The 26,304-nt window shown below is 29.2% G+C and carries 27 protein-coding genes; 17 read left to right on the top strand and 10 right to left on the bottom strand.

Translation table 11 applies throughout. The features are described from left to right. Positions 1-68 precede the first annotated feature (68 nt). The 3 genes from ACRYA_RS09230 to ACRYA_RS09225 are packed head-to-tail and all read left to right on the top strand — an operon-like array spanning position 69 to position 1,541. On the top strand, positions 69-656 hold the full coding sequence (locus ACRYA_RS09230) for a hypothetical protein (RefSeq protein ID WP_105916906.1): 588 nt from the start codon (positions 69-71) through the stop codon (positions 654-656). Between the two features lie 11 nt (positions 657-667). Then, positions 668-835 carry a DsrE family protein gene (locus ACRYA_RS10785; RefSeq protein WP_165786074.1) on the top strand — a complete coding sequence of 56 codons (168 nt, stop codon included), beginning with the start codon at positions 668-670 and terminating at the stop codon, positions 833-835. Between the two features lies 1 nt (position 836). Next, on the top strand, positions 837-1,541 hold the full coding sequence (locus tag ACRYA_RS09225) for a DsbA family protein (protein ID WP_105916905.1): 705 nt from the start codon (positions 837-839) through the stop codon (positions 1,539-1,541). Positions 1,542-1,562: 21 nt separating this feature from the next. Here ACRYA_RS09225 and gltS read toward each other — a convergent pair whose 3' ends face one another. Genes gltS through ACRYA_RS09210 form a run of 3 tightly spaced genes read right to left on the bottom strand, consistent with a single transcriptional unit; the run spans position 1,563 to position 4,115 of the window. Continuing rightward, on the bottom strand, positions 1,563-2,789 hold the full coding sequence (gene gltS / locus ACRYA_RS09220) for a sodium/glutamate symporter (RefSeq protein WP_105916904.1): 1,227 nt from the start codon (positions 2,787-2,789) through the stop codon (positions 1,563-1,565). 19 nt (positions 2,790-2,808) lie between these two features. Further along, positions 2,809-3,204 (bottom strand): Holliday junction resolvase RuvX, encoded by a 396-nt coding sequence (ruvX, locus tag ACRYA_RS09215; RefSeq protein WP_105916903.1) that lies wholly within the window; start codon positions 3,202-3,204, stop codon positions 2,809-2,811. Further along, positions 3,201-4,115, bottom strand: a complete 915-nt coding sequence (locus ACRYA_RS09210) for a methylenetetrahydrofolate reductase (protein ID WP_105916902.1) — start codon at positions 4,113-4,115, stop codon at positions 3,201-3,203. Before ACRYA_RS09210 ends, ruvX begins: the two co-directional genes overlap by 4 nt. Positions 4,116-4,195: 80 nt before the next feature. Here ACRYA_RS09210 and serB point away from each other — a divergent pair, with 80 nt between their 5' ends. Genes serB through ACRYA_RS09195 form a run of 3 tightly spaced genes read left to right on the top strand, consistent with a single transcriptional unit; the run spans position 4,196 to position 7,231 of the window. Continuing rightward, a complete protein-coding gene (serB, locus tag ACRYA_RS09205; protein WP_105916901.1) occupies positions 4,196-4,822 on the top strand; it encodes a phosphoserine phosphatase SerB in 627 nt (208 codons plus the stop codon). Between the two features lie 3 nt (positions 4,823-4,825). Continuing rightward, on the top strand, positions 4,826-5,818 hold the full coding sequence (locus ACRYA_RS09200; protein ID WP_105916900.1) for a transaldolase: 993 nt from the start codon (positions 4,826-4,828) through the stop codon (positions 5,816-5,818). 60 nt (positions 5,819-5,878) lie between these two features. Continuing rightward, complete coding sequence (locus ACRYA_RS09195) at positions 5,879-7,231, top strand: class II 3-deoxy-7-phosphoheptulonate synthase (RefSeq protein WP_105916899.1); 1,353 nt, start codon at positions 5,879-5,881, stop codon at positions 7,229-7,231. Between the two features lie 27 nt (positions 7,232-7,258). Here the strand turns inward: ACRYA_RS09195 and ACRYA_RS09190 are convergent, their stop codons facing one another. Both ACRYA_RS09190 and ACRYA_RS09185 read right to left on the bottom strand, forming a co-directional pair. Beyond that, positions 7,259-8,185, bottom strand: a complete 927-nt coding sequence (locus tag ACRYA_RS09190; RefSeq protein ID WP_105916898.1) for a D-2-hydroxyacid dehydrogenase — start codon at positions 8,183-8,185, stop codon at positions 7,259-7,261. Positions 8,186-8,208: 23 nt separating this feature from the next. Further along, positions 8,209-9,186: a hypothetical protein gene (locus tag ACRYA_RS09185; RefSeq protein WP_105916897.1), complete on the bottom strand. Its 978-nt coding sequence runs from the start codon at positions 9,184-9,186 to the stop codon at positions 8,209-8,211. Between the two features lie 172 nt (positions 9,187-9,358). Between ACRYA_RS09185 and prpB the strand changes: the two genes are divergently transcribed. From prpB to ACRYA_RS09140, 9 genes are all read left to right on the top strand, one after another. Beyond that, a complete protein-coding gene (prpB, locus tag ACRYA_RS09180) occupies positions 9,359-10,246 on the top strand; it encodes a methylisocitrate lyase (RefSeq protein WP_105916896.1) in 888 nt (295 codons plus the stop codon). Between the two features lie 48 nt (positions 10,247-10,294). Then, complete coding sequence (gene prpC, locus ACRYA_RS09175) at positions 10,295-11,446, top strand: bifunctional 2-methylcitrate synthase/citrate synthase (RefSeq protein WP_105916895.1); 1,152 nt, start codon at positions 10,295-10,297, stop codon at positions 11,444-11,446. Between the two features lie 76 nt (positions 11,447-11,522). Beyond that, positions 11,523-14,111 (top strand): Fe/S-dependent 2-methylisocitrate dehydratase AcnD, encoded by a 2,589-nt coding sequence (gene acnD / locus ACRYA_RS09170; protein WP_105916894.1) that lies wholly within the window; start codon positions 11,523-11,525, stop codon positions 14,109-14,111. A 111-nt stretch (positions 14,112-14,222) separates the two neighbouring features. Further along, entirely contained in the window at positions 14,223-15,401 is a 1,179-nt protein-coding gene (gene prpF / locus ACRYA_RS09165; RefSeq protein ID WP_228199746.1) for a 2-methylaconitate cis-trans isomerase PrpF, read from the top strand. Positions 15,402-15,640: 239 nt separating this feature from the next. Then, positions 15,641-15,970: an ArsC/Spx/MgsR family protein gene (locus tag ACRYA_RS09160; protein WP_105916893.1), complete on the top strand. Its 330-nt coding sequence runs from the start codon at positions 15,641-15,643 to the stop codon at positions 15,968-15,970. Positions 15,971-16,057: 87 nt separating this feature from the next. Beyond that, on the top strand, positions 16,058-17,338 hold the full coding sequence (leuC, locus tag ACRYA_RS09155) for a 3-isopropylmalate dehydratase large subunit (RefSeq protein WP_105916892.1): 1,281 nt from the start codon (positions 16,058-16,060) through the stop codon (positions 17,336-17,338). 2 nt (positions 17,339-17,340) lie between these two features. Further along, positions 17,341-17,922: a molybdenum cofactor guanylyltransferase MobA gene (gene mobA, locus ACRYA_RS09150; RefSeq protein ID WP_105916891.1), complete on the top strand. Its 582-nt coding sequence runs from the start codon at positions 17,341-17,343 to the stop codon at positions 17,920-17,922. 97 nt (positions 17,923-18,019) lie between these two features. After that, positions 18,020-19,489: an NAD(P)/FAD-dependent oxidoreductase gene (locus ACRYA_RS09145; RefSeq protein ID WP_105916890.1), complete on the top strand. Its 1,470-nt coding sequence runs from the start codon at positions 18,020-18,022 to the stop codon at positions 19,487-19,489. A 25-nt stretch (positions 19,490-19,514) separates the two neighbouring features. Then, positions 19,515-20,696, top strand: coding sequence for a rhodanese-like domain-containing protein (locus ACRYA_RS09140; RefSeq protein WP_105916889.1), 1,182 nt, complete (start codon positions 19,515-19,517; stop codon positions 20,694-20,696). A 75-nt stretch (positions 20,697-20,771) separates the two neighbouring features. Here the strand turns inward: ACRYA_RS09140 and rplT are convergent, their stop codons facing one another. The 4 genes from rplT to thrS form a co-directional block, all read right to left on the bottom strand. Beyond that, positions 20,772-21,128 carry a 50S ribosomal protein L20 gene (rplT, locus tag ACRYA_RS09135; RefSeq protein ID WP_105914808.1) on the bottom strand — a complete coding sequence of 119 codons (357 nt, stop codon included), beginning with the start codon at positions 21,126-21,128 and terminating at the stop codon, positions 20,772-20,774. Between the two features lie 96 nt (positions 21,129-21,224). Further along, positions 21,225-21,422 (bottom strand): 50S ribosomal protein L35, encoded by a 198-nt coding sequence (rpmI, locus tag ACRYA_RS09130; RefSeq protein ID WP_105916888.1) that lies wholly within the window; start codon positions 21,420-21,422, stop codon positions 21,225-21,227. A 154-nt stretch (positions 21,423-21,576) separates the two neighbouring features. Further along, the gene (gene infC / locus ACRYA_RS09125) at positions 21,577-22,071 is read right to left on the bottom strand and encodes a translation initiation factor IF-3 (protein WP_176549273.1); all 495 of its coding nucleotides are present in this window, start codon (positions 22,069-22,071) and stop codon (positions 21,577-21,579) included. A 29-nt stretch (positions 22,072-22,100) separates the two neighbouring features. Next, positions 22,101-23,909 (bottom strand): threonine--tRNA ligase, encoded by a 1,809-nt coding sequence (gene thrS / locus ACRYA_RS09120; protein ID WP_105916886.1) that lies wholly within the window; start codon positions 23,907-23,909, stop codon positions 22,101-22,103. Positions 23,910-24,018: 109 nt separating this feature from the next. Here thrS and ACRYA_RS09115 point away from each other — a divergent pair, with 109 nt between their 5' ends. Further along, positions 24,019-24,525, top strand: coding sequence for a hypothetical protein (locus ACRYA_RS09115; RefSeq protein WP_105916885.1), 507 nt, complete (start codon positions 24,019-24,021; stop codon positions 24,523-24,525). A 32-nt stretch (positions 24,526-24,557) separates the two neighbouring features. Here ACRYA_RS09115 and ACRYA_RS09110 read toward each other — a convergent pair whose 3' ends face one another. Further along, the gene (locus tag ACRYA_RS09110; RefSeq protein ID WP_105916884.1) at positions 24,558-24,878 is read right to left on the bottom strand and encodes a cytochrome C; all 321 of its coding nucleotides are present in this window, start codon (positions 24,876-24,878) and stop codon (positions 24,558-24,560) included. Between the two features lie 83 nt (positions 24,879-24,961). On the opposite strand from ACRYA_RS09110, the gene ACRYA_RS09105 reads away from it, so the two are divergent. Next, on the top strand, positions 24,962-26,290 hold the full coding sequence (locus ACRYA_RS09105; protein ID WP_105916883.1) for an NFACT RNA binding domain-containing protein: 1,329 nt from the start codon (positions 24,962-24,964) through the stop codon (positions 26,288-26,290). Positions 26,291-26,304 lie beyond the last annotated feature (14 nt).

The following is a 26,304-nucleotide window of genomic DNA, read 5'->3' as shown; positions in this document are numbered from 1 at the left end:
TCTCCTAATAAGTCCACCGTACAATTTTTGTTCTATCAAATTATAAAAATCAAAATAAGGTACATTATATGAATATAAATTTTTTTCAAGATATTGAAACAATTATTTTAAAAGATAAACTAGGAAATTTTTTGGGTGTTGATGAGGATTTTGTATATACTTTTAAAGATGTTGTAAAACTAAGCGGTCATTCATGTCCAACAGTTGCTGGAGCTTATCTTATGACTATAAAGGCTTTAAAAGAGTTGTACAAAAATGATTTGCCAGTTCGTGGTGAAATAATAGTTGAGCTAAGAGATGCAAAAAAATCTGGAACAACTGGAGTTTTAGCAAATGTAGCTTCATTTATAACAGGAGCCAAAGAAGAAGATGGCTTTAAGGGACTTCAAGGACAATACTTTAGAAATAATTTACTTAAATATGAAGCACCAATAAAAGGTGATATGAGATTTACAAGAGTTGATAATCAAGAAAAAGTTGAAGTTATGTATGATTTGTCAAATATCTCTTTGAGTGGTTTTGATGGAAGTTTAATGCAAAAAGGACTTCAAGGGCTTGCAACAAAAGAGGAACTTGAAACTTTTGGAGCTGCTTGGCAAAAAAGAGTCAGTGAGATTTTATTAAAATATAAAGATGAAGTTATAAAATTTTTATAAAGGAGTTTTCTATGATAAAAGAAATTTTGGAATTAGGTGTATGTATAAAAGCTTGTGGAACAAGTCTTAAAAGGTCTGGTGCTTATAAAAATGAACCATATTTAAATGACGATACAAGAGGAAGCTTGGACTTGTTAGGCGAGTGGACAATAAATGCAAAGAGAGTTTTAACATATTAATATGATAGTTTGTGATGAAAAATTAGGAGTTTGCTCTGTTAAGGAAGTTGATTTAAAAGATGAGTTGGAGCTAGAACAACCAACACTATTTTATATTGGTGATCCTATGTGTTCTTGGTGTTATGGAATGAGTGATATTTTAAAAGATACTCAAGAGTACTGTGCTAAAAATGGTATAAAATTCCAAACTATTGTTGCAGGACTAAGAGCTAGTGGTCAAGTTTTATGGGATAAAAGATTCAAAGGCTTTTTAAAAGAAGAATGGACAAATATTTCAAATAGGACAGGCAAAAAGTTCTCTTTTGAAATACTTGATTTATTAAATTTTGATTATGATACAACACCAGCTTGTAAGGCTGTTTTGATTTCAAAAATTTTAAGTTTTAATAATAGTAAGATAGTTTTAGAGTTTTTTTCTAAAATTCAAGAAAAATTTTATGCAAATTCACAAGATACAAAAAAATTAGAGTTTTATAAATTAATTTGTGAAGATTTAAATCTTGATTTTGAAGAGTTTTCTAAGCTATTTGAAGATAAATCTTTGGATAAAAAACTTCAAAATGAGTTTATATTTGGAAGAAATTTAAGTAGCTCTTTCCCTAGTTTAATTCTTGTAAATAAAAAACAAAAAGTAAATATATCTATTGGATATAGTAGTTTAGAAGAGGTAATTTCAAGAATAAACAAAAACCTAAATAGCTTGTAAAAGTTCTTTAGGTTTAAATAATTACTCAAAAATATTAAAGATGGTTTGAATAACTGTAGTATTTATTAAGTCAACAAAAAATGCTCCACATAATGGAACTATTAAAAATGCTCTCTGTGAAGGTCCATACATATTTGTAATTGCTTGCATATTTGCAACTGCTGTAGGAGTTGCTCCCAAACCAAAACCACAATGTCCAGCTGCTAAAATACTTGCATCATAATTTTTACCCATTACTCTAAAAGTTACAAAATAAGCATATAAAATCATAATAATAACTTGAGAAATTAAAATTACAGTTAAAGCTCCAGCTAGGTTTGATAGTTGCCAAAGTTTTAAAGATAGTAAAGCCATTGCTAGATATAAAGATAGAGATGCATTTCCAAAGACATCAATGGCTCTATCAAAAATCTCAATTTTTAGGATATTTTCTAAGCTATTTCTTAAAATTACACCACCTGCTAATGCCCAAACGAAAGTAGGTAGTTCAAATGGTGAACCTTTTGTTAAATTTGTTATAAAATCAGCAAAAGCCAAACAAGCTGCAAAAAGAGCTAAAGTAGAAATTGCACTATTTGTAGTTATTAATCTTACAGCTTTTGGATACTCAAAGGGAACAAACTCATCAATTACTTTCTCATCTTTAGAATTATCTTGTTTTAAATTTTTTTCACTTGAAAGCTTATATCTATTTATTAAAAATTTTGCTAGTGGTCCACCAATAATTCCACCCATTACAAGACCAAAAGTTGCAGCTGCCATTCCAAGACCCATTGCTCCTTCAATTCCATATTTTGTTTCTAAAATTGAACCCCAAGCTCCAGCTGTTCCATGCCCTCCTGTAAGCGAAATAGAACCAGCAATTAGACCAATTAAAGGATCAATTCCCAAAACTGTAGCAAGAGATATTCCTACAAAGTTTTGAATTATAATAAAACCAGAAACTACAAAAAGAAAAATTAAAAGAGATTTTCCACCCTCTTTTAGTTTTGTAAAATTTGCACTAAGACCAATTGAGATAAAAAATATAAGCATAAAACTTGTTTGAAGTTCACTACTCGTTGTTATACTATATCCCCAAAAATTATATACTAAAGTAGAAATTGTAGCTGCTACAAGTCCACCAGCAACTGGTTCTGGAATATTGTATTTTCTTAAGAATTCTATTTTATTTACTAAAAATTTACCAATAAGTAAAACTATAACAGCTGCAATTAGTGTATAGTAGGCATTAAATGTAAAATTCATAAGTTTTCCTTTTTTTAGACTATTTTATTGTTTTTTTGCTTAAATTTATATATCTTTCTAAAATTATTTTTGCAGCAATAGAATCAATTCTTCCATCTCTTATTTGTTTTACTTCACCTTTCATAAGCTCTTTTGCTTCAATTGAGCTAAGATTTTCTTCTTGAAATTCATAAGGTATTTTTAGCTCTAGTAAATTTGTAAAGTGTTTTATTCTATTTTGTGTATCGATGCTTGAGCTTGGAAGTCCAATTATTAGTTTTTCTATTTGCCACTCATTTAAAAAATTATTTACTTCAAGAGCAGCTTGATTTCTATTTTTTCTAATAATTGCATTTTGTGGAGTTACAATATCACTCATAATACAAATTGCAACTCCAATTCGTTTTAGCCCAACGTCAATACAAGCTAATCTCAATCTAAAATCTCACTTGCAACTTCAAATTTATTATTTGCAGTCATTAGGTGAATTTTTGGATGGATTTTATTTATCTCTTGAAATAAATTACGACTTAGTTGCATTCCTACTTTGTACTCTTCTTCTTCACTAATACTGTGAGCACGTTCAAGTTCATCTATCCAAAATTGAGGTACATGAATACCTGGAACTTGCGCAGATAAAAATAGGGCAGTTCTTAGTTTTGTAATAGGAAAAACTCCAAGAATTAATTGAGCTTTTCTTTTATCACCTTCCACATTTTCTTTTGCATTTTCAAAATTTCCCAATAGTTTTTTTACATTTTCAATATCAAAAACAGGTTGAGTAATAATTCCAACAGCACCATTTTGAATTTTTAGGTGCATTTTTTTCTCTAAGCTCCCAAAGTTTTTTGCATAGGCATTTACAACTGCAAATGGAAAAATCTGTTTAGGTTCTATTTTAAAAGGACGACCTGCAAAATCCATACCATAGTTAAAAGATTTAATCATCTTTAAAAGCATTAAAGAGTTTGCTTCAAAAACTCCTTTGCTATTTGGTTGGTCACTCATATTTGCGGGATCTCCTGTTATGGCTAAAATTGCTCTAATGTCAAAATCATTTGCACCAAGTAAATCTGATTGTAAAGCTATTTTATTTCTATCTCGCATAGTCATTGTTGCAATTACTGGTTTTTTAAACTCTTGCTGAAGTTTTAATGCAGCAAAAAGTGAGTTGTATTTAAGTTTTGCAAGCGGATTATCTGTGCAAGTAAAACCATCTACTTTTGAATCAATTTTAAATTTTTTGATTTTCTCAACAATATTGTGCATTGATGGTTCATGCTGAGGTGTTGTTTCAAGTGTTAAATATTTATCTTCTTGAAGTTTAGAAATAAGTGTTTCAAACATTTTAAATACATTCCTTTTAAACTATTTTAGTTAAATTTGGCTAATATTATACCTTTTAATATTTAATTTTTAGGATATTTATGAAATTAGCAGTTTTTGATTTTGACTCAACTCTTATGGATGGGGAAACAATTGACATTTTAGCTTTTGAGTTTGGTTTGGGCGATGAAGTTAAAAAAATTACCGAAGAGGCTATGAGTGGAAGACTTGATTTTTTTGAATCTTTAATTCAAAGAGTTGCACTTTTAAAAGGAATGGATAATAAAAAAGTTGTAGAAATTTGTGCAAATTTACCTTTGATGAAAGGTTCTTATGAAATTGTAACACAATTGAAAAAGATGAATTATAAAGTTGTCTGTTTCAGTGGTGGTTTTAGAGTTGGAACAAGCCCAGCAAAAGAAAAACTAGGGCTTGATGCTGATTTTTCAAATATCTTACATGAAAAAGATGGAATTTTAACAGGACTTGTTGGTGGAGATATGATGTTTAGTTACTCAAAAGGGGATATGATAAAAAGATTACAAAATCTTTTAAAAATCTCAAAAGAGAATACTTTAGTTTGTGGAGATGGAGCAAATGATTTGTCTATGTTTGCCCAAGCTGATACAAGAGTTGCTTTTTGTGCAAAAGATGTGCTTAAAAAAGAGGCAAATATAATAATAGATACAAAAGATTTAACAAAAATTTTAGAACATATAAAGGTTTAAAAGATGAAAGAATTTGAAGAGATAAACTACTCAATTTGGTGTGATTTTATTGAAAGAGATTTCTTGGAAAATAGATTTCAAGAGATAATAAATGATGAAATTATAAAAGGTGCTACATCAAACCCAGCTATTTTTGAAGCTTCAATTACGGGTTCTGTTGCTTATAAGCAACAGCTCGATATGCTTCAAGCAAATGATCAAAAAAGAATTTATGAAGAATTAGCATTTACAGATATAAGAAGAGCAGCTGAACTTTTAGAGCCACTTTATAAAATTAATACAAATAATGGATTTATCTCTATTGAAGTTGATCCTCTTTTATGTGATGATGCAACTGGAACTATAGAAGAAGGACTTAGAATTTATAAAAGTTTAAATGCTGATAATGTAATGATAAAAATTCCAGCAACTGCTGCTGGATATATTGCTATGAGAGAACTTAGTTCAAGAGGAATTCATATAAATGCAACTTTGATTTTTTCACCCCAACAAGCTAAAAATTGTGCAATTGCACTTGATGATGGAATTAAAGCTTCAAATAAGGATACAAAAGGTGTTGTATCTATTTTTGTTTCAAGATTTGATAGATTAATGGACACAACTTTAGGTTCAAAAGGTCTTGTTACATCTAAACTAGGTATTGTAAATGCTACAAAATGTTATTACGAAGTAAATAAATTAGAGAATTCAAATATAAGAACACTTTTTGCAAGTACTGGTGTAAAAGGAAATGAGTTGAGTCCTACATATTATGTAGATAATTTAATATATCCAAATTCTGTAAATACAGCACCTCTTGGAACTATTGAAGATTGGTTAAAAGATGGAAAAAAAGAGCAAAGTGTTATCATTAGTGAAGATGAGTGTGATAAATATTTAAAAAGTTTAGAACAAAATGGGATTAAATTAAATGATGTTTATGAAAAGCTTTTAAATGAAGGTCTGGATGCATTTAAAGTGTCATTTAAAGAGTTATTGTCAAAATTAAAACATTAATTTTGATTTAAGATATATTGGATAAAATTTTTCCAATAATAAATATACAAAAGGTAAAAAATGAAAACATGGAGTCCAAGTAGTTGGAGAGATTTTCCAATTAAACAACAACCAATTTATAATGATTTAGTAACTTTAAAACAAGTAGAAAAAGAGTTGGCATCTTATCCACCACTTATTTTTGCAGGAGAAGCTTTAAATCTTAAAAAACAACTTGCTAAAGTTGTAAATGGTGAGGCTTTTTTACTTCAAGGTGGAGATTGTGCTGAATCGTTTAATGTATTTAATGCGACAAATATAAAAGATTTATTTAAAGTAATGATGCAAATGGCAGTAGTTTTGACTTTTTCAGGAGGTTGTCCTGTTGTAAAAGTTGGTCGTGTAGCTGGACAGTTTGCAAAACCTAGAAGTTCTGATTTTGAAGATATAGATGGATTAAGTCTTCCTTCATACAGAGGAGATATTGTAAATGATATAGATTTTGATATTGGTTCAAGAGAGCCAAAAGCAAAAAAACTTCTAAAAGCATATAATCAAAGTGCAGCTACTATGAATCTTTTAAGAGCATTTGCAAGAGGTGGAATGGCTGATTTAAATCAAGTTCACTTATGGAATTTAGACTTTGTAAAAGATAATACTTTGGGCGCAAAATATGAAGAGATAGCAAATAAAATTAGTGAAAGTTTAGCTTTTATGAAAGCATGTGGAATTACAAGTGAAAATACTCCACAGTTAAATCAAACAACTCTATTTACTTCTCATGAAGCACTTTTATTAAACTATGAAGAGGCACTTACAAGAAGAGATTCAATCACAAAAGATTGGTTTAATTGTTCGGCTCATATGTTATGGATTGGAGATAGAACTAGAGATCTTAATGGTGCTCATATTGAGTATTTTAGAGGAATCAAAAATCCAATTGGTTGTAAGGTTGGTCCATCTATGAAAGAGGATGAATTAATTAAACTAATTGATGCTTTAAATCCTGAAAATGAAGCTGGAAGATTAAATTTAATTGTAAGAATGGGTAATGAAAAAATAGCTGAATATTTTCCAAAACTTTTAGCAAGAGTTGAAAAAGAAGGTAAAAAAGTATTGTGGTCAAGTGATCCTATGCATGGAAATACTATAAAAGCTGATAATGGTTACAAAACTAGAGATTTTGAAGCTATTTTAGGTGAAGTAAAACAGTTCTTCCAAATTCATAAAGCTCAAGGTTCTTACGCTGGTGGAATTCATCTTGAAATGACAGGACAAAATGTAACAGAGTGTACAGGAAGTAAATCTTCAGCTGTTAAAGAGAGTGATTTAGCAAGTAGATATCACACACAATGTGATCCAAGATTAAATGCTGATCAAGCTTTAGAATTATCATTTATGATAGCAAATACTCTAAAAGAAGCTAGAAAATAGAAGAAAAAGTAGATTTAATCTACTTTTTTACTTTAAAAAGTCTTCTATATTTTTTGCCACTTTTTCTATTAATCTTTTTCTAGCTTCAATACTAGCCCATGCAATATGAGGTGTTAAAAGAAGTCTTTGCTTATTTGTTACACTTAAAAGTGGATTATTTTGCTCAATTGGCTCTTTTGTAACAACATCGAGTCCACAATAAATCTCTTTTTCATCTAAAATTTTTGCCAAATCAGTTTCATTTATAATTCCACCACGACCTAGATTTAGTAAAATAGCACCATCTTTTAGAAGATTTAACTCTTTGTATCCTAGTAAATCTTTTGTTTTATCATTTAAAGGTGCATGAACAGATATAATATCGCAAGTTTTTAGCAACTCTTCTAAGCTTACACTTTTGTACTCACTATTTTCATTTTTGCCACTTGTAGAGTAATAAAACACTTCACAAGAAAAAGCTTTAGCTTTTTTTGCAAAATCTCTTCCTATCTCACCAAGACCAATAATTCCAACCTTTTTACCATCAAGTTCAAAAAATGGCATATCTATATGAGTAAAAATATCGCTTTTTTGCCAATTCCCATCATCTACGTATTTTTTGTAGTAGTCTAGTTTTTGTACAAAGTAGAATATCATAGAAAATCCTAGCTGTACAACACTTGAAGTTGAATAACCAGCTACATTTTTTACATCTATATTTGCTTCTTTTGCATAAATTAAATCTACATTATTTGTACCTGTAGCAGTTATACAAATTAGTTTTACTTTTGAGTTATCTAGCTCATTTTTCCCTACATAAACCTTATTTGTTAAAATAATATCTGCATCTTTAATTCTTTCTTTTGTTTCATCTGGGTTTGTTACATCAAAAGATATTACACTACCAAATTTCTCAAAAATTGATACATCTATATCAAATCCTAATGTTTTTCTATCTAAAATTACTATTTTCATTTTTTACCTTTTTATAAATTTTTTTAATATCTTCTATGCCCTGTTCTTGGTGGAGTTACCTCTTTTTGTAAATCAATACTAAGATTATTGTAAAAAAGCTCTCCATAGTTTGTTTCACGGTTTATTGTCTCATAGGCTTGAGTTATTGTGTTATTGTATTTTACTGCATCTTGAAGTATCTTTAAAATCTTTACAGAATCCAAAAAATTTACATGAGATGGTGCTTCTATTGATGAACTATAATATTTGTGCATTCTTTCAACTAAGCTTTTATTTCTTATTTCTATAAAAACAGACTCTATTGGTGATTTAAAAAATAGTATTTTATTTTTTACATTTATAGATATATATGTTGTCTCCATTCCATATATCTTTCTTGAAAATGAGTCAAATAAAAATAGTTTTTTATTGTAGTTATTGTTAAAAAGCTCATGCATAAGTTCTAATATTTTTATTTTTTCATCTCTTGTAAAAAAATTCCCAATACTTGCAAAACAAAAGCTAAGAACCGATTTTATAGAGTACCATTCTGTTGTATCATAGTCATATCTTAACATTTGGTTAATTCTTTCTTGTTTTAAATCTTCTATATCAGAACTATTTGTTGTTTTGTACACTTTTCGTACAGCACTATCTCTATACATTGGTCCTGGGAATTGTGCTTGAATTACAAATCTTCTATTTTTTTCATGTTCTATTATATATTGAAGTCTTCCTTTGTAGTCTTCATCTATAATTCTAACCTCTTTTTGAGGTATAGAAGTAATAGACTTCAAAAACTCTTCACCACTACAAGCATCTTCCCAAATATACTTTGGATACCTAAACTCTTTACAGATTTTACTTTGGATTTCGCTACTTATTTCTACATTACTAACTCTATCAATCCACGATGTTATAGTTCTTCTGTCTTTATCAATCAAGCTAGCAAATTTTGAAATACTAAGGTTTGAACGATTAAATATCTCTATAAATTTTTCTATTGAATTTTTAAAATCCATAAGCTTCCTTTAATAAAATTTTCGTATATTGTACAAAAATAATACATAAAAACAAATTATGTTCAAATTATAAAAAATGTATAAAAATTGTAAAATTAGATTTTAAATCATACATACAAAAAAAATCAAAATAGATATAATTTTCTCTACAATATTTTAAAAGGATATACAAATGACAAGTGCAGGAAAAAGATTTAGAGAAGCCCTAAAAGCTTCAAACCCTCTACAAATTGTTGGGACAATTAATGCTTATCAAGCATTACAAGCTACAAAAGTAGGACATAAAGCTATCTATTTAAGTGGTGGAGGAATTGCGAATGCATCTTATGGTTTACCAGATTTAGGTATGACTATGATTGAAGATGTTTGTATTGATGTTAGAAGAGTTACTTCTATTTGTGATACTCCATTAATCGTTGATGCTGATACTGGTTGGGGACATGCATTTAATGTGGCTCGTACTGTTAAAGAATTTATTAGAAGTGGTGCTGCTGGAATGCACATTGAAGATCAAGTTGCTGCAAAAAGATGTGGTCATAGACCAAATAAAGAGCTTGTAACTACTGAAGAGATGTGTGATAGAATCAGAGCTGCTGTTGATGCTAAAAAAGAGTTAGATCCAGATTTTTATATTATTGCTAGAACAGATGCACATGCAAGCGAAGGACAAGCTGCTGCGATTGCTAGAGCTAAAGCTTATGTTGAAGCTGGTGCTGATGCTATTTTTGCTGAAGCTGTTCATACTTTAAAAGAGTACAAAGAGTTTACAGATGCTATGACTGTACCAGTTTTAGCAAATATTACTGAGTTTGGAGCAACTCCACTATTTACAACTGAAGAGTTAGCAAGTGTTGGAATTGATATGGTTCTTTACCCACTTTCAGCATTTAGAGCAATGAATAAAGCTGCGCTAAATGTTTATCAAGAGTTAAAAGATAAAGGAACACAAGCAGGTGTTATTAGTACAATGCAAACAAGAATGGAGTTATACGATATGTTAAACTACCATGCTTATGAGCAAAAAATGGATGAACTATTTTCAAAGGGAAAAGCTAAATAATTAGCTTTTCGTATTTTATTTTAAATTAAATCAAACTAAGGAGAAAATATGAGTACTACAAGTACAGAGTTTAAACCAAAAAAATCTGTTGCCCTTTCAGGTGTAGCAGCTGGAAGTACAGCATTATGTACAGTTGGAAATACAGGAAATGATTTATATTATAGAGGATATGATATTTTAGAATTTGCTGAAAAAGCTGAATTTGAAGAAATTGCATATTTAATAGTTCATGGAGAACTACCTAATAAAGAAGAGTTAAAAGCTTATAAAGAAAAACTTAAATCTTATAGAGATATTCCAGCTGGTGTAAAAATTGCACTAGAACAATTACCAAAAAATTGTCATCCAATGGATGTTATGCGAACAGGTTGTTCTGTTCTTGGAGCATTAAATCAAGAAGATGAATCTCATCCAAAAGCTGCAGCACAAGAAATTATCAATAAATTAATGGCTTCTTTTGGTTCTATGCTTTTATACTGGTACCATTTTGCATACAATGGAAAAAGAATTAATGTTGTAACTGATGATGATACTGTTGGTGGACATTTCTTACACTTATTACATGGTGAAAAACCAAGAGAATCTTGGGTTAAAGCTATGCATGTATCTTTAATTCTTTATGCTGAGCATGAATTTAATGCTTCAACTTTTACTTCAAGAGTAATTTCTGGAACAAATTCAGATATGTATTCTTGTATTACTGGTTCTATTGGAGCATTAAGAGGTCCAAAACATGGTGGTGCTAATGAAGTTGCATTTAGAATTCAAGAAAGATATTCTTCAGCAGATGAAGCAGAAAAAGATATCAAAGAAAGAATTGCTAAAAAAGAGATAATTATTGGATTTGGACACCCTGTTTATGCTACAAGAGATCCAAGAAATGTTGTTATTAAAAAAGTTGCAAAAGAGCTATCTGAAGAGAATAAAAATATGTTAATGTATGACGTAGCTGCTAGACTTGAAGAAGTTATGTGGGATCAAAAGAAAATGTTCCCAAATCTTGACTGGTTCTCTGCTGTTTCTTATAATCAAATGGGAATTCCAACAGATATGTTTACTCCAATCTTTATTATTGCAAGAGTTACAGGATGGGGTGCACACGTAATTGAGCAAAGAGAAGATGGAAAAATTATTAGACCATCAGCTAATTATACAGGACCAGAGCCAAGAGCTTATGTTCCTTTAGAAGATAGAAAATAATATTTAAAATTTAGGCTAAATTTAGCCTAAATTTTTTTTACAATAAATTTTAAAAAATAAAAAAACGGAAAATAAAATGACAAACGAAAAATATCTTAAACAATTAAATGGTTTAGATGTTAAATATTATGATGTAAAAAGTGCAGTTGAAGATATCACGCCTGGTTCTTTTGCAAAACTTAACTATACATCAAGAGTATTAGCAGAAAATTTACTTAGAAAATGTCCTAGTGAGGATTTAAAAGATTCACTTATTCAATTAATCGAAAAAAGAACAGACAAAGATTTCCCTTGGTTTCCATCAAGAGTTATTTGTCACGATATCTTAGGACTTACAGCTTTTGTTGACCTTGCAGGTCTTAGAGAAGCAGTAGCAGCTAGTGGTGTAGATCCACAAAAAATTAATCCAGTTGTTCCAACTCAATTAATAGTTGACCACTCATTAGCTGTTGAGTGTGGTGGATTTGATCCTGATGCATTCCAAAAAAATAGAGATATTGAAGATAGAAGAAATGCTGATAGATTTGACTTTATTAACTGGACAAAAAAAGCGTTTGATAATGTTGATGTTATTCCTCCAGGAAATGGTATTATGCACCAAATTAATCTTGAGAAAATGTCTCCTGTTATTCACAATATAGATGGAATTGCATCTCCAGATACACTTGTTGGAACTGACTCACACACTCCACACGTTGATGCTTTAGGAGTAATTGCTGTTGGTGTTGGTGGATTAGAAGCTGAAAATGTAATGCTTGGAAATCCATCTTATATGAGAGTTCCTGAAATTATTGGAGTTGAAATAACAGGAACTAGAGGTGCTGGAATTACAGCTACTGATATTGCACTTGCTATGACTTCATTCTTAAGAGACAACAATGTAATTTCTGCATATTTAGAGTTCTATGGAAGCGGAATTAAATACCTTGATTTAGGTGATAGAGCAACTATTTCAAATATGACACCTGAGTATGGTGCAAGTGCTGCTATGTTTGCTATTGATGATAGAACTATTGATTACTTAAAAATTACAGGTAGAACTCCTGAGCAAGTAAAATTAGTTGAAACTTATGCAAAAGCAAATGGTTTATGGGCAGATAGTTTATCTGAAGCTACATATGCAAGAACAATTAAATTTGATTTAACAACAGTTACAAGAAGTTTAGCAGGTCCTTCTCAACCACATAAACTTGTACCTACTTCAACACTTGATGCTGAAGGAATTAGTAAAAAAATTACTATTTCAAATGATGTTATGCCAGATGGTGCGGTTTTAATTGCTGCTATTACATCATGTACAAATACTTCAAATCCAAGAAATGTTGTTGCAGCTGGATTATTAGCTAAAAAAGCAAATGAGCTTGGATTAAGTAGAAAAAGATGGGTAAAATCTTCACTAGCACCTGGTTCAAAAGTTTCTGAAATATATTTAAAAGATTCAGGATTATTAAGTGAATTAGAGAAATTAGGATTTGGAATTGTAGGATTTGCTTGTACAACTTGTAATGGAATGAGTGGAGCTTTAGATCCAAAAATCGAAGCTGAAGCAGCTGCAAGCGGTGTTTACACAACTGCAGTTTTATCAGGTAACAGAAACTTTGATGGAAGAATTCACCCATTTATTAAAGAGGCATTTTTAGCTTCTCCTCCACTTGTAGTTGCTTATGCATTAGCTGGAAGTATTAGAGTTAATATTGAAACAGGTGTTATAGGAATTGACAAAAATGGAAATGAAGTAAGACTTAAAGATCTTTGGCCAAGTGATGAAGAGATTGATGCAATTGTTTACAAATCTGTAAAACCAGAGATGTTTGCAAAAATATATGATCCAATGTTTGCAAAATCAGACAAAGGAGAAAAAGCTGAGCCATTTTATAAATGGGATGCTAAATCTACATATATTCAAAAACCACCATACTGGGAAGATGCTTTTATGAGTATGCCAGCTCTTAAAAATTTAAGACCACTTGGAGTATTCCCAAATGATATCACAACAGACCACTTATCGCCTTCAAATGCTATTCAAGCAAAAAGTGCATCTGGTGAATATTGTTTAAAAATGGGATTACCACTTGAAGACTTAAACTCTTATGCAACACATAGAGGTGATCATAACACAGCGTTAAGAGCAACTTTAGCAAATCCAAAACTATACAATGAAATGGTTAAAGATGAAAATGGTAAAGTTAAACAAGGCAGCCTAACAAAAATCATGCCAGAAGGTGTTGAGTCAAGAATGTGGGAAGCAATAGAGACTTATATGGAAAGAAAACAACCATTAATTATTGTTGCTGGAACAAACTATGGTCAAGGAAGTTCAAGAGACTGGGCAGCTAAAGGTGTAAGACTTGCGGGTGTTGAAGTTGTAATTGCTGAATCAATTGAAAGAATTCATAGAACAAACCTTGTTGGAATGGGTGTTTTACCACTGCAATTTAAAAAAGGTGATACAAGACACACTTACAACATAGATGGAACAGAGACATTTGATATTCTAGGAAATATTGAGCCAAGAGGTGATTTAACAGTTTGTATGACTAGAGCAAATGGTGAAAAAGTAGAATTCAAAGTAACTTGTAGATTAGATACAACTGCAGAAGTTGAAGTTTACAAAGCTGGTGGAATTTTACAAAAATTCGCAAAAGATGTTATTGCAGCTAAATAATATTTTTTAAAGTGAAGCTTTTTAGCTTCACTTTTTTTAATTTAAGATTTTCTAAAGTAATTAAAAATTATTTTAAAAAGTTTTAAAAGCTTAAAATCTAGGAGAATACAAATGATTACATACAAGCCACAAATAAGAGTTAAAGCAACTTATATGAGAGGTGGGACTTCAAAGGGAACATTTTTTAACATATCAGACCTTCCAAAAGAAGCACAAGAAGATAAAGTAAAAAGAGATAAACTTCTTCAAAGAATAGTTGGAAGTCCTGATATTTATAAACAACAAATGGATGGTATGGGAGGAGCAACTTCTAGTACTTCTAAAGCTATATTAGTTGGAAAATCTAGTGTTCCAAATCATGATGTTGATTACTATTTTGGACAAGTTGCAATTGATAAAGATTTTATGGACTGGAGTGGAAATTGTGGGAATTTAAGTTCAGCAGTTGGACCTTTTGCAATTCATGAAGGACTTGTTGATAATGTTCCACAAAATGGTGTTTGTTGTGTAAGAATTTGGCAAGCAAATATCAAAAAAACAATTCTATGTTATGTGACAATGGTTAATGGTCAAGTAAAAGAGATGGGAGATTATTATATTGATGGTGTTGCTTTCCCTGCTGAAGAAATTTCATTAGAGTTTGCAGAACCAGTTGATCCAAGCGAAGAGTTATTTCCAACTGGAAATTTAGTAGATGATTTAGAAGTTCCTGGAATTGGAACATTTAAAGCTACAATGATAACTGCTGGAATTCCTACAATATTTTTAAATGCTTCTGATATTGGATACAAAGGAACAGAGCTTCAAGCTGATATTAATAGTGATGCCCAAGCCTTAGCAAGATTTGAAAAAATAAGAAGCTATGGTGCTTTAAAAATGGGTTTAATTTCTGATTTAAGTGAAGCAGAAACTAGACAACACACTCCAAAAATTGCTTTTGTTAATCAACCTTTTGATTTTACTACTTCTAGTGGAAAAGAAATTCTTGCAGGGGAATTTGATCTTAGTGTAAGAGCTTTATCTATGCAAAAGCTTCACCATGCAATGATGGGAACAGCTTCAGTTGCTATTGGTGTTGCTGCTTGTATTCCTGGAACTTTAGTAAATTTAGCTGCTGGTGGTGGTGAGAAAACTGCTGTTGAATTTGGACACCCATCTGGAACACTAAAAGTTGGGGCAGTTATAAAAAAAGAAAACGGTAAATATATAGTTGATAAAGCTACAATGAGCCGAAGTGCAAGAATTATAATGAAGGGTGAAGTTTACGCACCTGCGGATATTATGGGATAAATTAAAATTAAGGCTTAGCCTTAATTTTAATTCTTTATACAAATTTTTAAATCACTTTAACTTCTCTTTTTTCAAACTATCTTCAAGCTTTTTTAAATCATCTATTTTTTCTTGAGCAGTTTTTACAAACTCTTCAAATGCGAAACCCTTTTCAATAACTCTAATTTCCAAACTAATTTTAGCTACATAAATCTTTATTTTTAGGAGTTAAAATGTAAAAATTAGAGTTATGGCACAATATTTCTTGCTCAAAATCAAATAGTGCAAAAGATTTTCTAGACCAAAATAGTTTTAATATATCAATAAGAGATTACCTTGCAAATCCACCATCAAAAAGTGAACTAGAAGAGTTATTAAAAAAATTAAATATCTCTATTTTTGATTTGGTGCGAACAGGTGAAGAGATTTACAAAGAGTTAAAACTACAAAATATAAAAGAGCAAAATAAGCTAATAGATGCTGTTTTAGAAAACCCAATTTTAATACAAAGACCAATTTTGGTTGGAGAAAATAAGGCTTTTATAGTACGACCACCATTAAAAATAGAAGATATCATAAATAAATTTTAATGGAAAAGTCAAAAATAAATTGTCTTAAAAAAGTTTTAGCTATAATCTAAACTAAATTTTGAAAAATAATAATAATTAGGATAAAAAATGGGTCAAACAATAACAGAAAAGATATTTAGTGAGCATGTAGGAAAACAAGTTTTTGCTGGAGAGATTGTAAGAAGTCCAATTGATATGGTAATTGGAAATGATATTACAACTCCAATTTCAATAAAAGCTTTTGAAGATGGTGGTTTTGAAAAATTAGCTAATCCAGATGGATTTGCAATAGTTTTAGATCATTTTATTCCTGCAAAAGATATTGCAAGTGCAAATCAGGCAAAAATTTCAAGAGATTTTGCAATGAAATACAATCTTAAAAACTTTTTTGATGAAAAAGATATGGGAATAGAACATGCACTTTTACCTGAAAAAGGTTTAGTACTTCCAGGTGATGTTATTATTGGAGCAGATTCACATACATGTACTCATGGTGCTTTAGGAGCATTTTCTACAGGAATGGGAAGTACAGATATATCTTTTGGAATGATTACAGGTGGAAACTGGTTTAAAGTTCCTGAGTCAATCAAAGTTATATTTAAAGGTAAACCTTCACAATATGTAACAGGGAAAGATTTAATCTTAGAGATTATTAGAATTTTAGGTGTTGATGGAGCTTTATATAAAGCTTTAGAATTTACAGGTGATACAATTAAATATTTAAGTATGGATGATAGATTCTCTTTATGTAACATGGCTATTGAAGCAGGTGCAAAAAATGGAATTGTTGCATATGATGATATTACAAAAGAGTTTTTAGATACAGTTTCTAAAAATAACAATGGATTAAGAGCTGAACCAAAAATCCACTATAGCGATGTTGATGCAACTTATTGTCAAGTAATTGAGATTGATGTTGAAAAACTTGAACCAGTAATTGCATATCCATTTTTACCATCAAATGGACATAGTGTTTCTCAAGCTGTGAGTGATAATATAAGAGTTGATCAAGTATTTATTGGAAGCTGTACAAATGGAAGATTAAGTGATTTTAAAGTTGCTGCTGAGATTTTAAAAGATAAAAAAGTTGCACGACATGTAAGACTTATTTTAACTCCAGGAACACAAAAAATATTAAGAGATGCAACAAAAGCTGGATACATTGACACTTTAGTTGATGCAGGAGCAGTTGTATCAAATCCAACTTGTGGAGCATGTTTAGGTGGATATATGGGAATTTTAGGAGATGGAGAAGTATGTATCTCTACAACTAATAGAAACTTTGTTGGAAGAATGGGTTCACGAAGCTCAAAAATATATCTAGCAAATAGTGCTGTTGCAGCTGCAAGTGCAATTTCTGGATATATTACAGATCCTAGAAGTTTATAATTATGAATATAAATCCATTTGAAATACCATGTGTTATTTTAAGTGGAGGGAAAAGTTCAAGAATGGGAGAAGATAAATCTCTTCTTTCTTTTTCTTCTTCAAACTCTTTAATAGAGTTTCAATACAAAAGATTAAAACCTTATTTCAAAGATATTTTTATCTCTTCAAAAATAGATAAATTTGATTTTTTGGATGATAAAACAAAACTGATTTTAGATATAAATCAAGATATCTACTCTCCAATTCTAGCTTTGCAAACAATATTAGAAAAGTTTGATAAAGTTTTTATAATAACAGTTGATACACCTTTTGTAAAACTAGAAACAATAGAAAAACTAATAAACTCTTCAAATAACTTTGAGATAACTATTGCACAAACACTAGAAAAAACTCACAATCTTTGCGGAGTATTCTCAAAAAATATAAATACTATTATAAGTTTTATGATAAAAGATGATATTCATAAAATAAATTATTTAGTAAAAAACTCAAAATATCAAATTATAAATTTTAATAATGAAGATGAATTTTTAAATATAAATGATAGAAAAGAGTATGAAAAAGCTCTTAATATTATAAAATAAACTAATAACTTTTTTAAAATAATATCTTATTTTAGGTAAGTATAATGTTATGATTTTTTAGATAATATATTTCATATTTTGTCAAAAGGAAATTTCAATGAAAAATGATGAGATGAAAAAAGCATTAGAAATAGTTGATAGTGAACTAAAAAAAGCTGGAATTTCAAGAAGAGATGCTTTTAAGCTTGCAGGTCTTGGTGGAGCTGCTTTTTTAGCTGGAGGAACGAATTCTCAAGCTGCAACTATTGCAAAAGCTAGTGAAGCAAAAGGAAAAATATTAATTATTGGTGGAGGATTAGCTGGTATTTCCACAGCAGCTAGATTATCAAACACTTTAAGTGAACCTGACATAACAATAATTGAGCCAAATCCAAAATCTGTATCATATCAAGCTGGAACTACTTTGTTAGCAAGTGGAATTTACTCTTCAAAAGATGAGCTAGTTTATGAGACAAAAGATTTTTTACCAAAGGGAGTAACTTTAATTAAGGATAAAGCAGTAGATTTTAATCCTGAAGCAAATAAAGTTACTTTGGCTTCTGGAGATATTTTAGATTATGATTTTATGATAGTTGCAGCTGGAGTTGTTCTAGATTTTGGTTCTATAAAAGGTCTTGAAGCAATAGGAGAAACATATACAAATGGAGATGCTTCTAAAATTCTAAAAGTTTTTGGTAATAATGGAATAACATCTGTTTATAATATTGATAGTGCTGAAGATATGTGGAAACAAACTCAATCTTTTATAGAAAAAGCAAAATCAGGTGAAAAATTAAAAGCCGTTTTTACAGCTCCAAATACAGCGGTAAAATGTGGTGGAGCACCAAAAAAAGTTATTTATTTGCTAAATTCAAGACTTAATGAAGCGAATATTAGGGGAAATGTTGATTTAACATATTATGATAATAGTGACAAGCTTTTTAGTGTAAAAGAGTATGCAGATGCAATTGAAAAACAATTTATTGCAAGAGATATTAAGTGGAATTTTAATCATAATTTAATTGAAGTTGATATTTCAAAAAAAATAGCAATATTTAATAAACACTGGGAAGAAAAAGGTGAATATGATAAAGATTTAGAAGAACACGAAATTGTTAAGAAGAATCAAAAAGTTGAAATACCTTTTGACTTTTTACATATAACACCACCACAAAAAGCACCAGATGAGATTGGAAAATCTGAAATAGGATCAGAAAGAGGCTGGGTTCCTGTGCACAAAGAAACACTACAACATGTAAAATATAACAATATTTTTGCTCTAGGAGATATCGCAGCTGTTCCTATGGGAAAAACTGGTGGAACTGTGAGAAAACAATATAAAGTATTAGTTGATAACTTGATTTCAGTTATGGAAGGAAAAGAACCAACGCAATATTTTGGTGGATATACAGTTTGTCCACTTATTACAGATATAGGTAAAGTAATGCTAGCAGAATTTGATTGGACAGCAAAACCAACTCCATCATTTCCTTTGGATCCAACTCAAGAGAGATGGATTTGGTGGTTAATGAAAGTTTATATGTTAAAACCTATGACTATGCATGGAATGTTAAGCGGAAAAGCATAATTAAAATTTAATTTAGGAGTATAAAATGAAAAAGTTATTAGTTTTTTTCTCAGTTTTTTTCCTATTTCTTTATGCAAATGCAGAAGAAATAGCCGATTTAAAAGAACCTTCAAGTGAAGTAAAAGAGCTTATGAAAAAACATAAGTTAAAAGAGGTTGATTTTGATTATGTGAAAAAAATGATTGGAGTTGGTAATAGAGGTTCTGTAGAAGCAATTTTAATTGATGCAAGACCTCAAGTTAAATATCAAAGAGGAACTATTCCTTCAAGTTTGAATATTGCAGATACTGATTTTGAAGCTGGTTATAAACAAATAGCTGATATATCAAAGGATAAAGAAATTATAGTATTTTGTGGTGGTTATGCTTGCACAAAAAGTGCTATAGTTGCAGATTTATTGATTAAAAAAGGTCATAAGAATGTTAAAGTTTATAATGCTGGTGAGCCTGAATGGTCTAAAAAAGATTATTTAGAAGTTGATACATTAGTTGTTAGAGCTTATTTTGAAAATAATAGTGCATTATTAGTAGATGCAAGACCAAACGTTAAATATTTACAAGAGACTATTATAGGAAGCATTTCAATTCCTGATACAAATTTTGATAAATTAGTAGGAAGATTTCCTATTGATAAAGATGAAAAAATTGTAGTTTTTTGTGCAGGATATGAGTGTGAAAAATCAAATATAGTTGCAGATAAACTTTATAAACTAGGATATAAAAATGTTGTTGTTTATGCAGGAGGTCTTCCTGAATGGAAAAAGCAATCTCTTCCAACAACAGCTAGTTCAAAAAAAGTTGATGTAGTAAAAAAAGAACAAAAACTAGAATTTAGTAAAAATGGTGCAAAACTTGGAAAAGATGATGGAAGCATTGATGGTGAGTGGTTAAAAGCTCTTATTACTGAGAATAAAGTTCCAGAATATATACAAATCGTAAATGTATTATCAGAAAAAGAGTTTAAAAAGGGAAATATTAAGGGTTCTATTAATATTGAAGCCGATAAGCTTTCAGCAAAAGAGATTGTTTCAAAATTACCTAAAAATAAAACTATCATTTTTAATTGTAGTGCAGGAGCTAGATCTATTGACGCTTGGATGAAACTTAAAAAAGATGGTATTGATATGAGTGAGATTTTTTATTTTGATGCAAATATAAATTGTAAAGATAATAATTGTAAAATTGAAGTAAATGAGCCTTTAGAATAAAAAGGCTTATTTATTTTTGATATAAAAAAAGGGAAGGTATTAAAACCTTCCCTTTTTTATTTTAATGCAAATTTATTATTTAAGTGCTGCTTTAGCAGATACTACTAAAGATGCAAATGCAGCAGAATCATTCATAGCAAGGTTTGCTAAGATTTTTCTATCAAGCTCAATACCTGATAATCTTAAACCATTTATGAATCTTGAGTAGTTAATATCATTTAATCTACAAGCTGCATTGATTCTAATAATCCATAGTTTTCTAATATCTCTTTTTTTCTGTCTTCTATCTCTGTAAGCATAAACAAGACTTCTTTCTAATTGTTCTTTAGCTTTTCTAAAGTGTTTTCTTCTTCCACCAAAGAATCCTCTAGCTAGTTTTAATACTTTTTTGTGTCTTCTTCTTCTTACAACACCAGTTTTTACTCTTGGCATATTTTTCCTTTCTTTACCGTTATTTTTAATAAGGTGTCGGATTTATCCGAACTTATCCATATAATATGGAGGGACAAAATTACTATATTTTAGTAATTACGCTAAACATAAAGTTGAAAGAATTCCAGAAACATTTGTACTATGTACAGTTTGTGGTCCTCTCAAATTTCTTTTTCTTTTTTGCGTTTTTTTAGTTAAAATGTGGCTTCTAAAAGCAGAACCTCTTTTGATAGTTCCATTTTTCTTTACTTTAAATCTTTTAACAGCACCTTTAACGCTTTTCATCTTTGGCATAAAGAAATCCTTTCATATAAATTTGCATTTTTCATAGTGAAAAAGTTTTGCATTATACTCAAAAAAATATTAATAAATGATTAAAATATATAAAAAAGAATAACTAAAATAGCTATTTTATTTTCTATAGATAGTTTAAAAAAGATTAGTTTAACTAATCTTTTTTAGGAGTTACAAGAAGATTTACATATCTACCTTCTAGTTTTGGATCTTTGTCCATAATTGCTATATCTTCAATCATAGCCCAAACTCTTCTTAAAACTTCAACACCAGCTTCAGGGTTTGCCATCTCTCTACCTTTTAGGAAAACTCTGAACTTTACATGATTTCCTTCTTCTAAAAACTCAATTGCATGTTTTACTTTATAGTTTATATCATTTTCAGCAATTTTTACAGATAGCTTTATCTCTTTAACAACTACTATTTTCTGGTTTTTCTTTGCCTCTTTTTTCTTTTTCTCTTGTTGATATTTGAATTTACTGTAGTCCATAATCTTTGCAACAGGAGGAATAGCATCTGCTGCTATAAGAACTAAATCAAGTCCAGCTTCATCTGCAATGGCAAGAGCCTGAGCAGTAGGAATAATTCCATAATTTTCACCACTATCACTTGTACATCTTAACTCTTTTGCACTAATATCCTCATTCATAATTACATCTGATTTTTTATTATCTCTACTCAAATTCTACTCTCCTTGTTTATTTTGTTTAGTAAGTCAATAAAATCTTGCTTACTTAAATTTGATTGTTCTCTTGTTCTTCTATTTCTTAAAGCAATAGATTTATTAGCAACCTCTTCATCTCCAATTACAACTATCATTGGAACTCTCTCTTTTTCTGCCATTCTAATTCTTTTATTTAAACTTTCGTTCATACTAAATATTTTAGAATCGATACCATCTTCTACTAAATCTCTTTGTAACTCTTTTGCATATTCAATATGAGAATCAGCAATTGGAACAAAAATAACTTGAGTTGGTGCAATAACAAATGGAAATTCACCAGCACAATGTTCAGTTAAAATTCCAATAAATCTCTCAAATGAACCTAGAATTGCTCTGTGAATCATAACTGGTTGTTCTTTTTCACCTTTGTCATTGATAAATTCAGCATTAAATCTTGATGGCAAATTCATATCTACTTGAACTGTTCCACATTGCCATTTTCTACCTATTGCATCTAGGATTTTAATGTCGATTTTTGGACCATAAAATGCTCCACCACCTTCATCAATTCCATATTCAATATTTTTTTCATTTAAAGCATCCATAATTCCAGCAGTTGTTTTTTCCCAGAAAATATCATCACCAATTGCTTTTTCAGGTTTTGTAGAAACTTCAATTTCATATTTAAAATCAAACATTTTAAGAAGTGAATCAACAAACTCTAATACTTCAAATATCACTTCTTTTATTTGGTCTTGTGTACAAAATATATGTGAATCATCTTGAGTAAATTCTCTAACTCTAAATAATCCATGCATTGCTCCTGACATTTCATGTCTATGAACAACCCCATATTCAAAAAGTTTTTTTGGTAAATCTTTATATGAAACTAAACTATTTTTAAATATTTGAATATGCCCAACGCAGTTCATTGGTTTAATTCCATACTCTTGCTCATCAATAGTAGTAAAATACATATTTTCTTTATAGTTTGCATAATGTCCTGAGATTTTCCACATTTCCGCTTTTAAGATTTCAGGTCCTCGAACTGGTTCATATCCTCTTACTCTGTGAGCTTTATATAAAAGATGTTCAAGTTTACTTCTTAATCTTGCACCATTTGGCAACCACATAGGAAGACCAGCACCAACATCATCATTAAATGTGAAAAGTTCAAGTTCAGTTCCAAGTTTTCTATGGTCTCTTTTTTTAGCTTCTTCAATCATTTTTGTATAATCAAATAAAGCTTGTTTATCAAAAAATGCAATACCATAAATTCTAGTAATCATCTCATTTTTTTCATCACCACCAAGATATGCACCAGCAACTCTTGTTAGTTTAAAACTTCGAATCATTCTTGTATTTGGTAAGTGAGGACCTCTACATAAGTCTTCAAAATCACCTTGTTTGTAAATTGTTAAAGTGTCATCTTTAATGTTTTTTAGAACAGCTTGTTTTAATTCATCATTTTTGAATTTTTCGTAAAACTCTTCTTTTGTAGTTTCATGTCTAGTAATAGGTAGTTTTCTATCTGCAATTTCTTTCATTTTCTTTTCAATAGCTGGTAAATCTTCATCTGAGATTTTACTTTCTACTTTAAAGTCATAATAAAAACCTTCTTTTACAACAGGTCCAACAAAGAATTTTGCTTCAGGATAAAGTTCTTTGATAGCTTGAGCCATCATATGAGCGCATGAGTGTCTTAAAATCTCTAAAGACTCTTTTGAGTCATCGGCTTTTATAATATCTCCTTTGATATTTAAAGCTTCCGCAGTCTGAAGGTCATAAATTTGACCATCATATAATAAACCAATTTGTTCCAATATTTTCCTTTTTTTCAAAGTTTTATAAAATACAAATATTCTATCTTAAAAAAACTTAAACAATATAAAGCAGATAGTTATTTTAGTAAGATTTAGTTACAATTTATTTATGATTTTAAATATTTCTAAAATAAAAACGGAAGCATTGTTACTATTTTGTAGAGACTTAATAAATACATATAAAGATGTAAAGCCAAAAACAAAGTCAGATTTGGATCTTTATTATGAGTTTGAAACTATTAATAGTGATATTTTAAAACAACTTTCAAATATTTTATATGAACCAAAATATTATATAGATAATCAAAAGAACTTTAGAGTAAAAGCTATTTTAAAATGTTATAACTTTATTTCAAAAGAGCTTGAAAAAAATCTTAAGCAAAATGAAGAGTTTAATCCATCACTTTTATATTTTTCAATTTTAGCCCTTTGGTTTAAAGAGTTAAATAAAGAGTCAACTAGCAAAGAATTTATCTTTTTTACACTGTATCCATATTCAGCTATTTATGATAAGTTTTTAATAAAAATGAGTGATATTGATTATAAAATTATGAATATAAAAATGATAGATTTATCTGAAATAATAGTTTCAAAATATGATAGATTGTCTTTATAAAGATAGATTTAACTACCTTTATAATTTAAAAATTAGCAAGAAGGAACATTTCCTGAATCACTTGCAAACTCAATAGAGAAATCCATAACATGCTCAAGTAAACTCTCTTTTATATCTCCAGATTTTACATTTGGACAAATTTTTATAATCTCAGCTTCAGCTGTTCCATCTGCTTTTATTTTTCTCCACTCCTCTTGCGTATGTTTTAAAGCAAATTTTGCTCCATCCATCCCACAAGGTTCTTTTAGGAATTTAATAAATGCTTTTTGTCCTTTTTGCACATCCGCAAAAGCTGAAGTTGAAGCAATAGCTAAGGCTAAAGTTGAAGCTGCTAATATCTTTAATAGTTTCATACTATTCTCCTAAATTAAATTTAGCTACAATTATAACCTTTAGATATAAAAAGTGTCTGAAATTTATAAAAAAAGAGTAAAAATTGCAATACAATATTTTAAAAAAAATTGTTGATTATCTAAGTGAAAATGGACAAAATATAAAGTTTATAAAAAGAGTTGATAACAATATAATTATAATTGAATTTAATAATAAAAATATTATCTACTTTGATTTAAATAAATCAAATGCAAAAATATTTAAATCAAAAGAACAAATATCTTTAAAAAAAGATTTTAATGCTCCTTTTGATGTGGTGCTTCAAAAAAAGTTTACAAATTCAAAAATCGAGAGTATTGGGATTTATAATAACGATAAAATTATAAATATAAAGGTAAATTCAAGTTCATCTTATAAAAAGGAGAATTTGATTTTACAGCTCGAATTTACTGGAAAATATACAAATGTTATAATTTTAGATGAAAATAGAACTATTTTGGAAGCTTTAAGACATATTGATGAATATTCATCTTTTAGAGTTGTAAAAGTTGGAGTAAAACTTGAAGAAATTCCAAAAAAAGATTTTGTACCAAAAGATTATGAAATAGAAAATATAGAAGATTATTTATATCAAGTTTATGAAGAACAAGTTAAAGAGAATTTAGAAAATATTAAAAAACAGAAGATTTCAAATATTGATAGAAATATTAAAAAATTAGAAAAAATTCTATACTCTTTACCAAAAAAAGAGGATTTAGAAAAAGAGTCAGAAGATACATATACAAAAGCAAATCTAATTTTAGCAAATTTGCATACTATAAAAGCTTATCAAAAAGAGTTAAAAATTGAAGATTATAATGGTAAATTAATAATTATAGAGCTTGAGAATATGAAAAATCCAACTATTTTTACAAATGATTTATTTAAAAAAGCAAAAAAATTTAAACAAAAAGCTATTAATATAACTATTGAAGAGAATAACTTAAAAGATAAATTAGATTTCTTAAAAAAATTAAGATTAAATCTTCAAAATGCAAGTTCGATTGATGAGTGTGAATTTTTATCTCCAAAAAAAGAGAAAAATCAGATAAAAACAAAAAAAGCTCAAAATTGTGAGAGTTTCTTTTTTGAAGGTTTTAAAATAATGTTGGGTGCTAATGAGCGAGAAAATATCTATTTGCTTGAAAATTCAAAAGCTAGTGATTTCTGGTTTCATCTAAAAGATAGACCATCTTGTCATGTTATTGTACAAAATAGTAAAAAAGAATTACCACAAAATATAATAGAAAAAGCAGCAATTTTATGTGCAAAGTTTAGTGTAGATTTTGGTGGTAATTACGAAGTTGATTTTACTCAAAGAAGAAATGTCAAAATTCAACATGGAGCAAATGTACTTTATAATCCTTATAGTACTATTTTAGTTAAAGTTTAACATAAGAGATAGTT

The sequence above is a fragment of the Aliarcobacter cryaerophilus ATCC 43158 genome (assembly GCF_003660105.1).
Classification (GTDB): domain Bacteria; phylum Campylobacterota; class Campylobacteria; order Campylobacterales; family Arcobacteraceae; genus Aliarcobacter; species Aliarcobacter cryaerophilus.
This window is presented reverse-complemented; position numbering and strand designations above follow the sequence as displayed.

Coding starts and splice junctions, on each gene's coding strand:
- ACRYA_RS09230 (WP_105916906.1), top strand. CDS start 69: ATGAATATAAATTTTTTTCAAGATATTGAAACAATTATTTTAAAAGAT.
- ACRYA_RS10785 (WP_165786074.1), top strand. CDS start 668: ATGATAAAAGAAATTTTGGAATTAGGTGTATGTATAAAAGCTTGTGGA.
- ACRYA_RS09225 (WP_105916905.1), top strand. CDS start 837: ATGATAGTTTGTGATGAAAAATTAGGAGTTTGCTCTGTTAAGGAAGTT.
- gltS (WP_105916904.1), bottom strand. CDS start 2,789: ATGAATTTTACATTTAATGCCTACTATACACTAATTGCAGCTGTTATA.
- ACRYA_RS09210 (WP_105916902.1), bottom strand. CDS start 4,115: ATGTTTGAAACACTTATTTCTAAACTTCAAGAAGATAAATATTTAACA.
- serB (WP_105916901.1), top strand. CDS start 4,196: ATGAAATTAGCAGTTTTTGATTTTGACTCAACTCTTATGGATGGGGAA.
- ACRYA_RS09200 (WP_105916900.1), top strand. CDS start 4,826: ATGAAAGAATTTGAAGAGATAAACTACTCAATTTGGTGTGATTTTATT.
- ACRYA_RS09195 (WP_105916899.1), top strand. CDS start 5,879: ATGAAAACATGGAGTCCAAGTAGTTGGAGAGATTTTCCAATTAAACAA.
- ACRYA_RS09190 (WP_105916898.1), bottom strand. CDS start 8,185: ATGAAAATAGTAATTTTAGATAGAAAAACATTAGGATTTGATATAGAT.
- ACRYA_RS09185 (WP_105916897.1), bottom strand. CDS start 9,186: ATGGATTTTAAAAATTCAATAGAAAAATTTATAGAGATATTTAATCGT.
- prpB (WP_105916896.1), top strand. CDS start 9,359: ATGACAAGTGCAGGAAAAAGATTTAGAGAAGCCCTAAAAGCTTCAAAC.
- prpC (WP_105916895.1), top strand. CDS start 10,295: ATGAGTACTACAAGTACAGAGTTTAAACCAAAAAAATCTGTTGCCCTT.
- acnD (WP_105916894.1), top strand. CDS start 11,523: ATGACAAACGAAAAATATCTTAAACAATTAAATGGTTTAGATGTTAAA.
- prpF (WP_228199746.1), top strand. CDS start 14,223: ATGATTACATACAAGCCACAAATAAGAGTTAAAGCAACTTATATGAGA.
- leuC (WP_105916892.1), top strand. CDS start 16,058: ATGGGTCAAACAATAACAGAAAAGATATTTAGTGAGCATGTAGGAAAA.
- mobA (WP_105916891.1), top strand. CDS start 17,341: ATGAATATAAATCCATTTGAAATACCATGTGTTATTTTAAGTGGAGGG.
- ACRYA_RS09145 (WP_105916890.1), top strand. CDS start 18,020: ATGAAAAATGATGAGATGAAAAAAGCATTAGAAATAGTTGATAGTGAA.
- ACRYA_RS09140 (WP_105916889.1), top strand. CDS start 19,515: ATGAAAAAGTTATTAGTTTTTTTCTCAGTTTTTTTCCTATTTCTTTAT.
- rplT (WP_105914808.1), bottom strand. CDS start 21,128: ATGCCAAGAGTAAAAACTGGTGTTGTAAGAAGAAGAAGACACAAAAAA.
- rpmI (WP_105916888.1), bottom strand. CDS start 21,422: ATGCCAAAGATGAAAAGCGTTAAAGGTGCTGTTAAAAGATTTAAAGTA.
- infC (WP_176549273.1), bottom strand. CDS start 22,071: ATGAATGAGGATATTAGTGCAAAAGAGTTAAGATGTACAAGTGATAGT.
- ACRYA_RS09115 (WP_105916885.1), top strand. CDS start 24,019: ATGATTTTAAATATTTCTAAAATAAAAACGGAAGCATTGTTACTATTT.
- ACRYA_RS09110 (WP_105916884.1), bottom strand. CDS start 24,878: ATGAAACTATTAAAGATATTAGCAGCTTCAACTTTAGCCTTAGCTATT.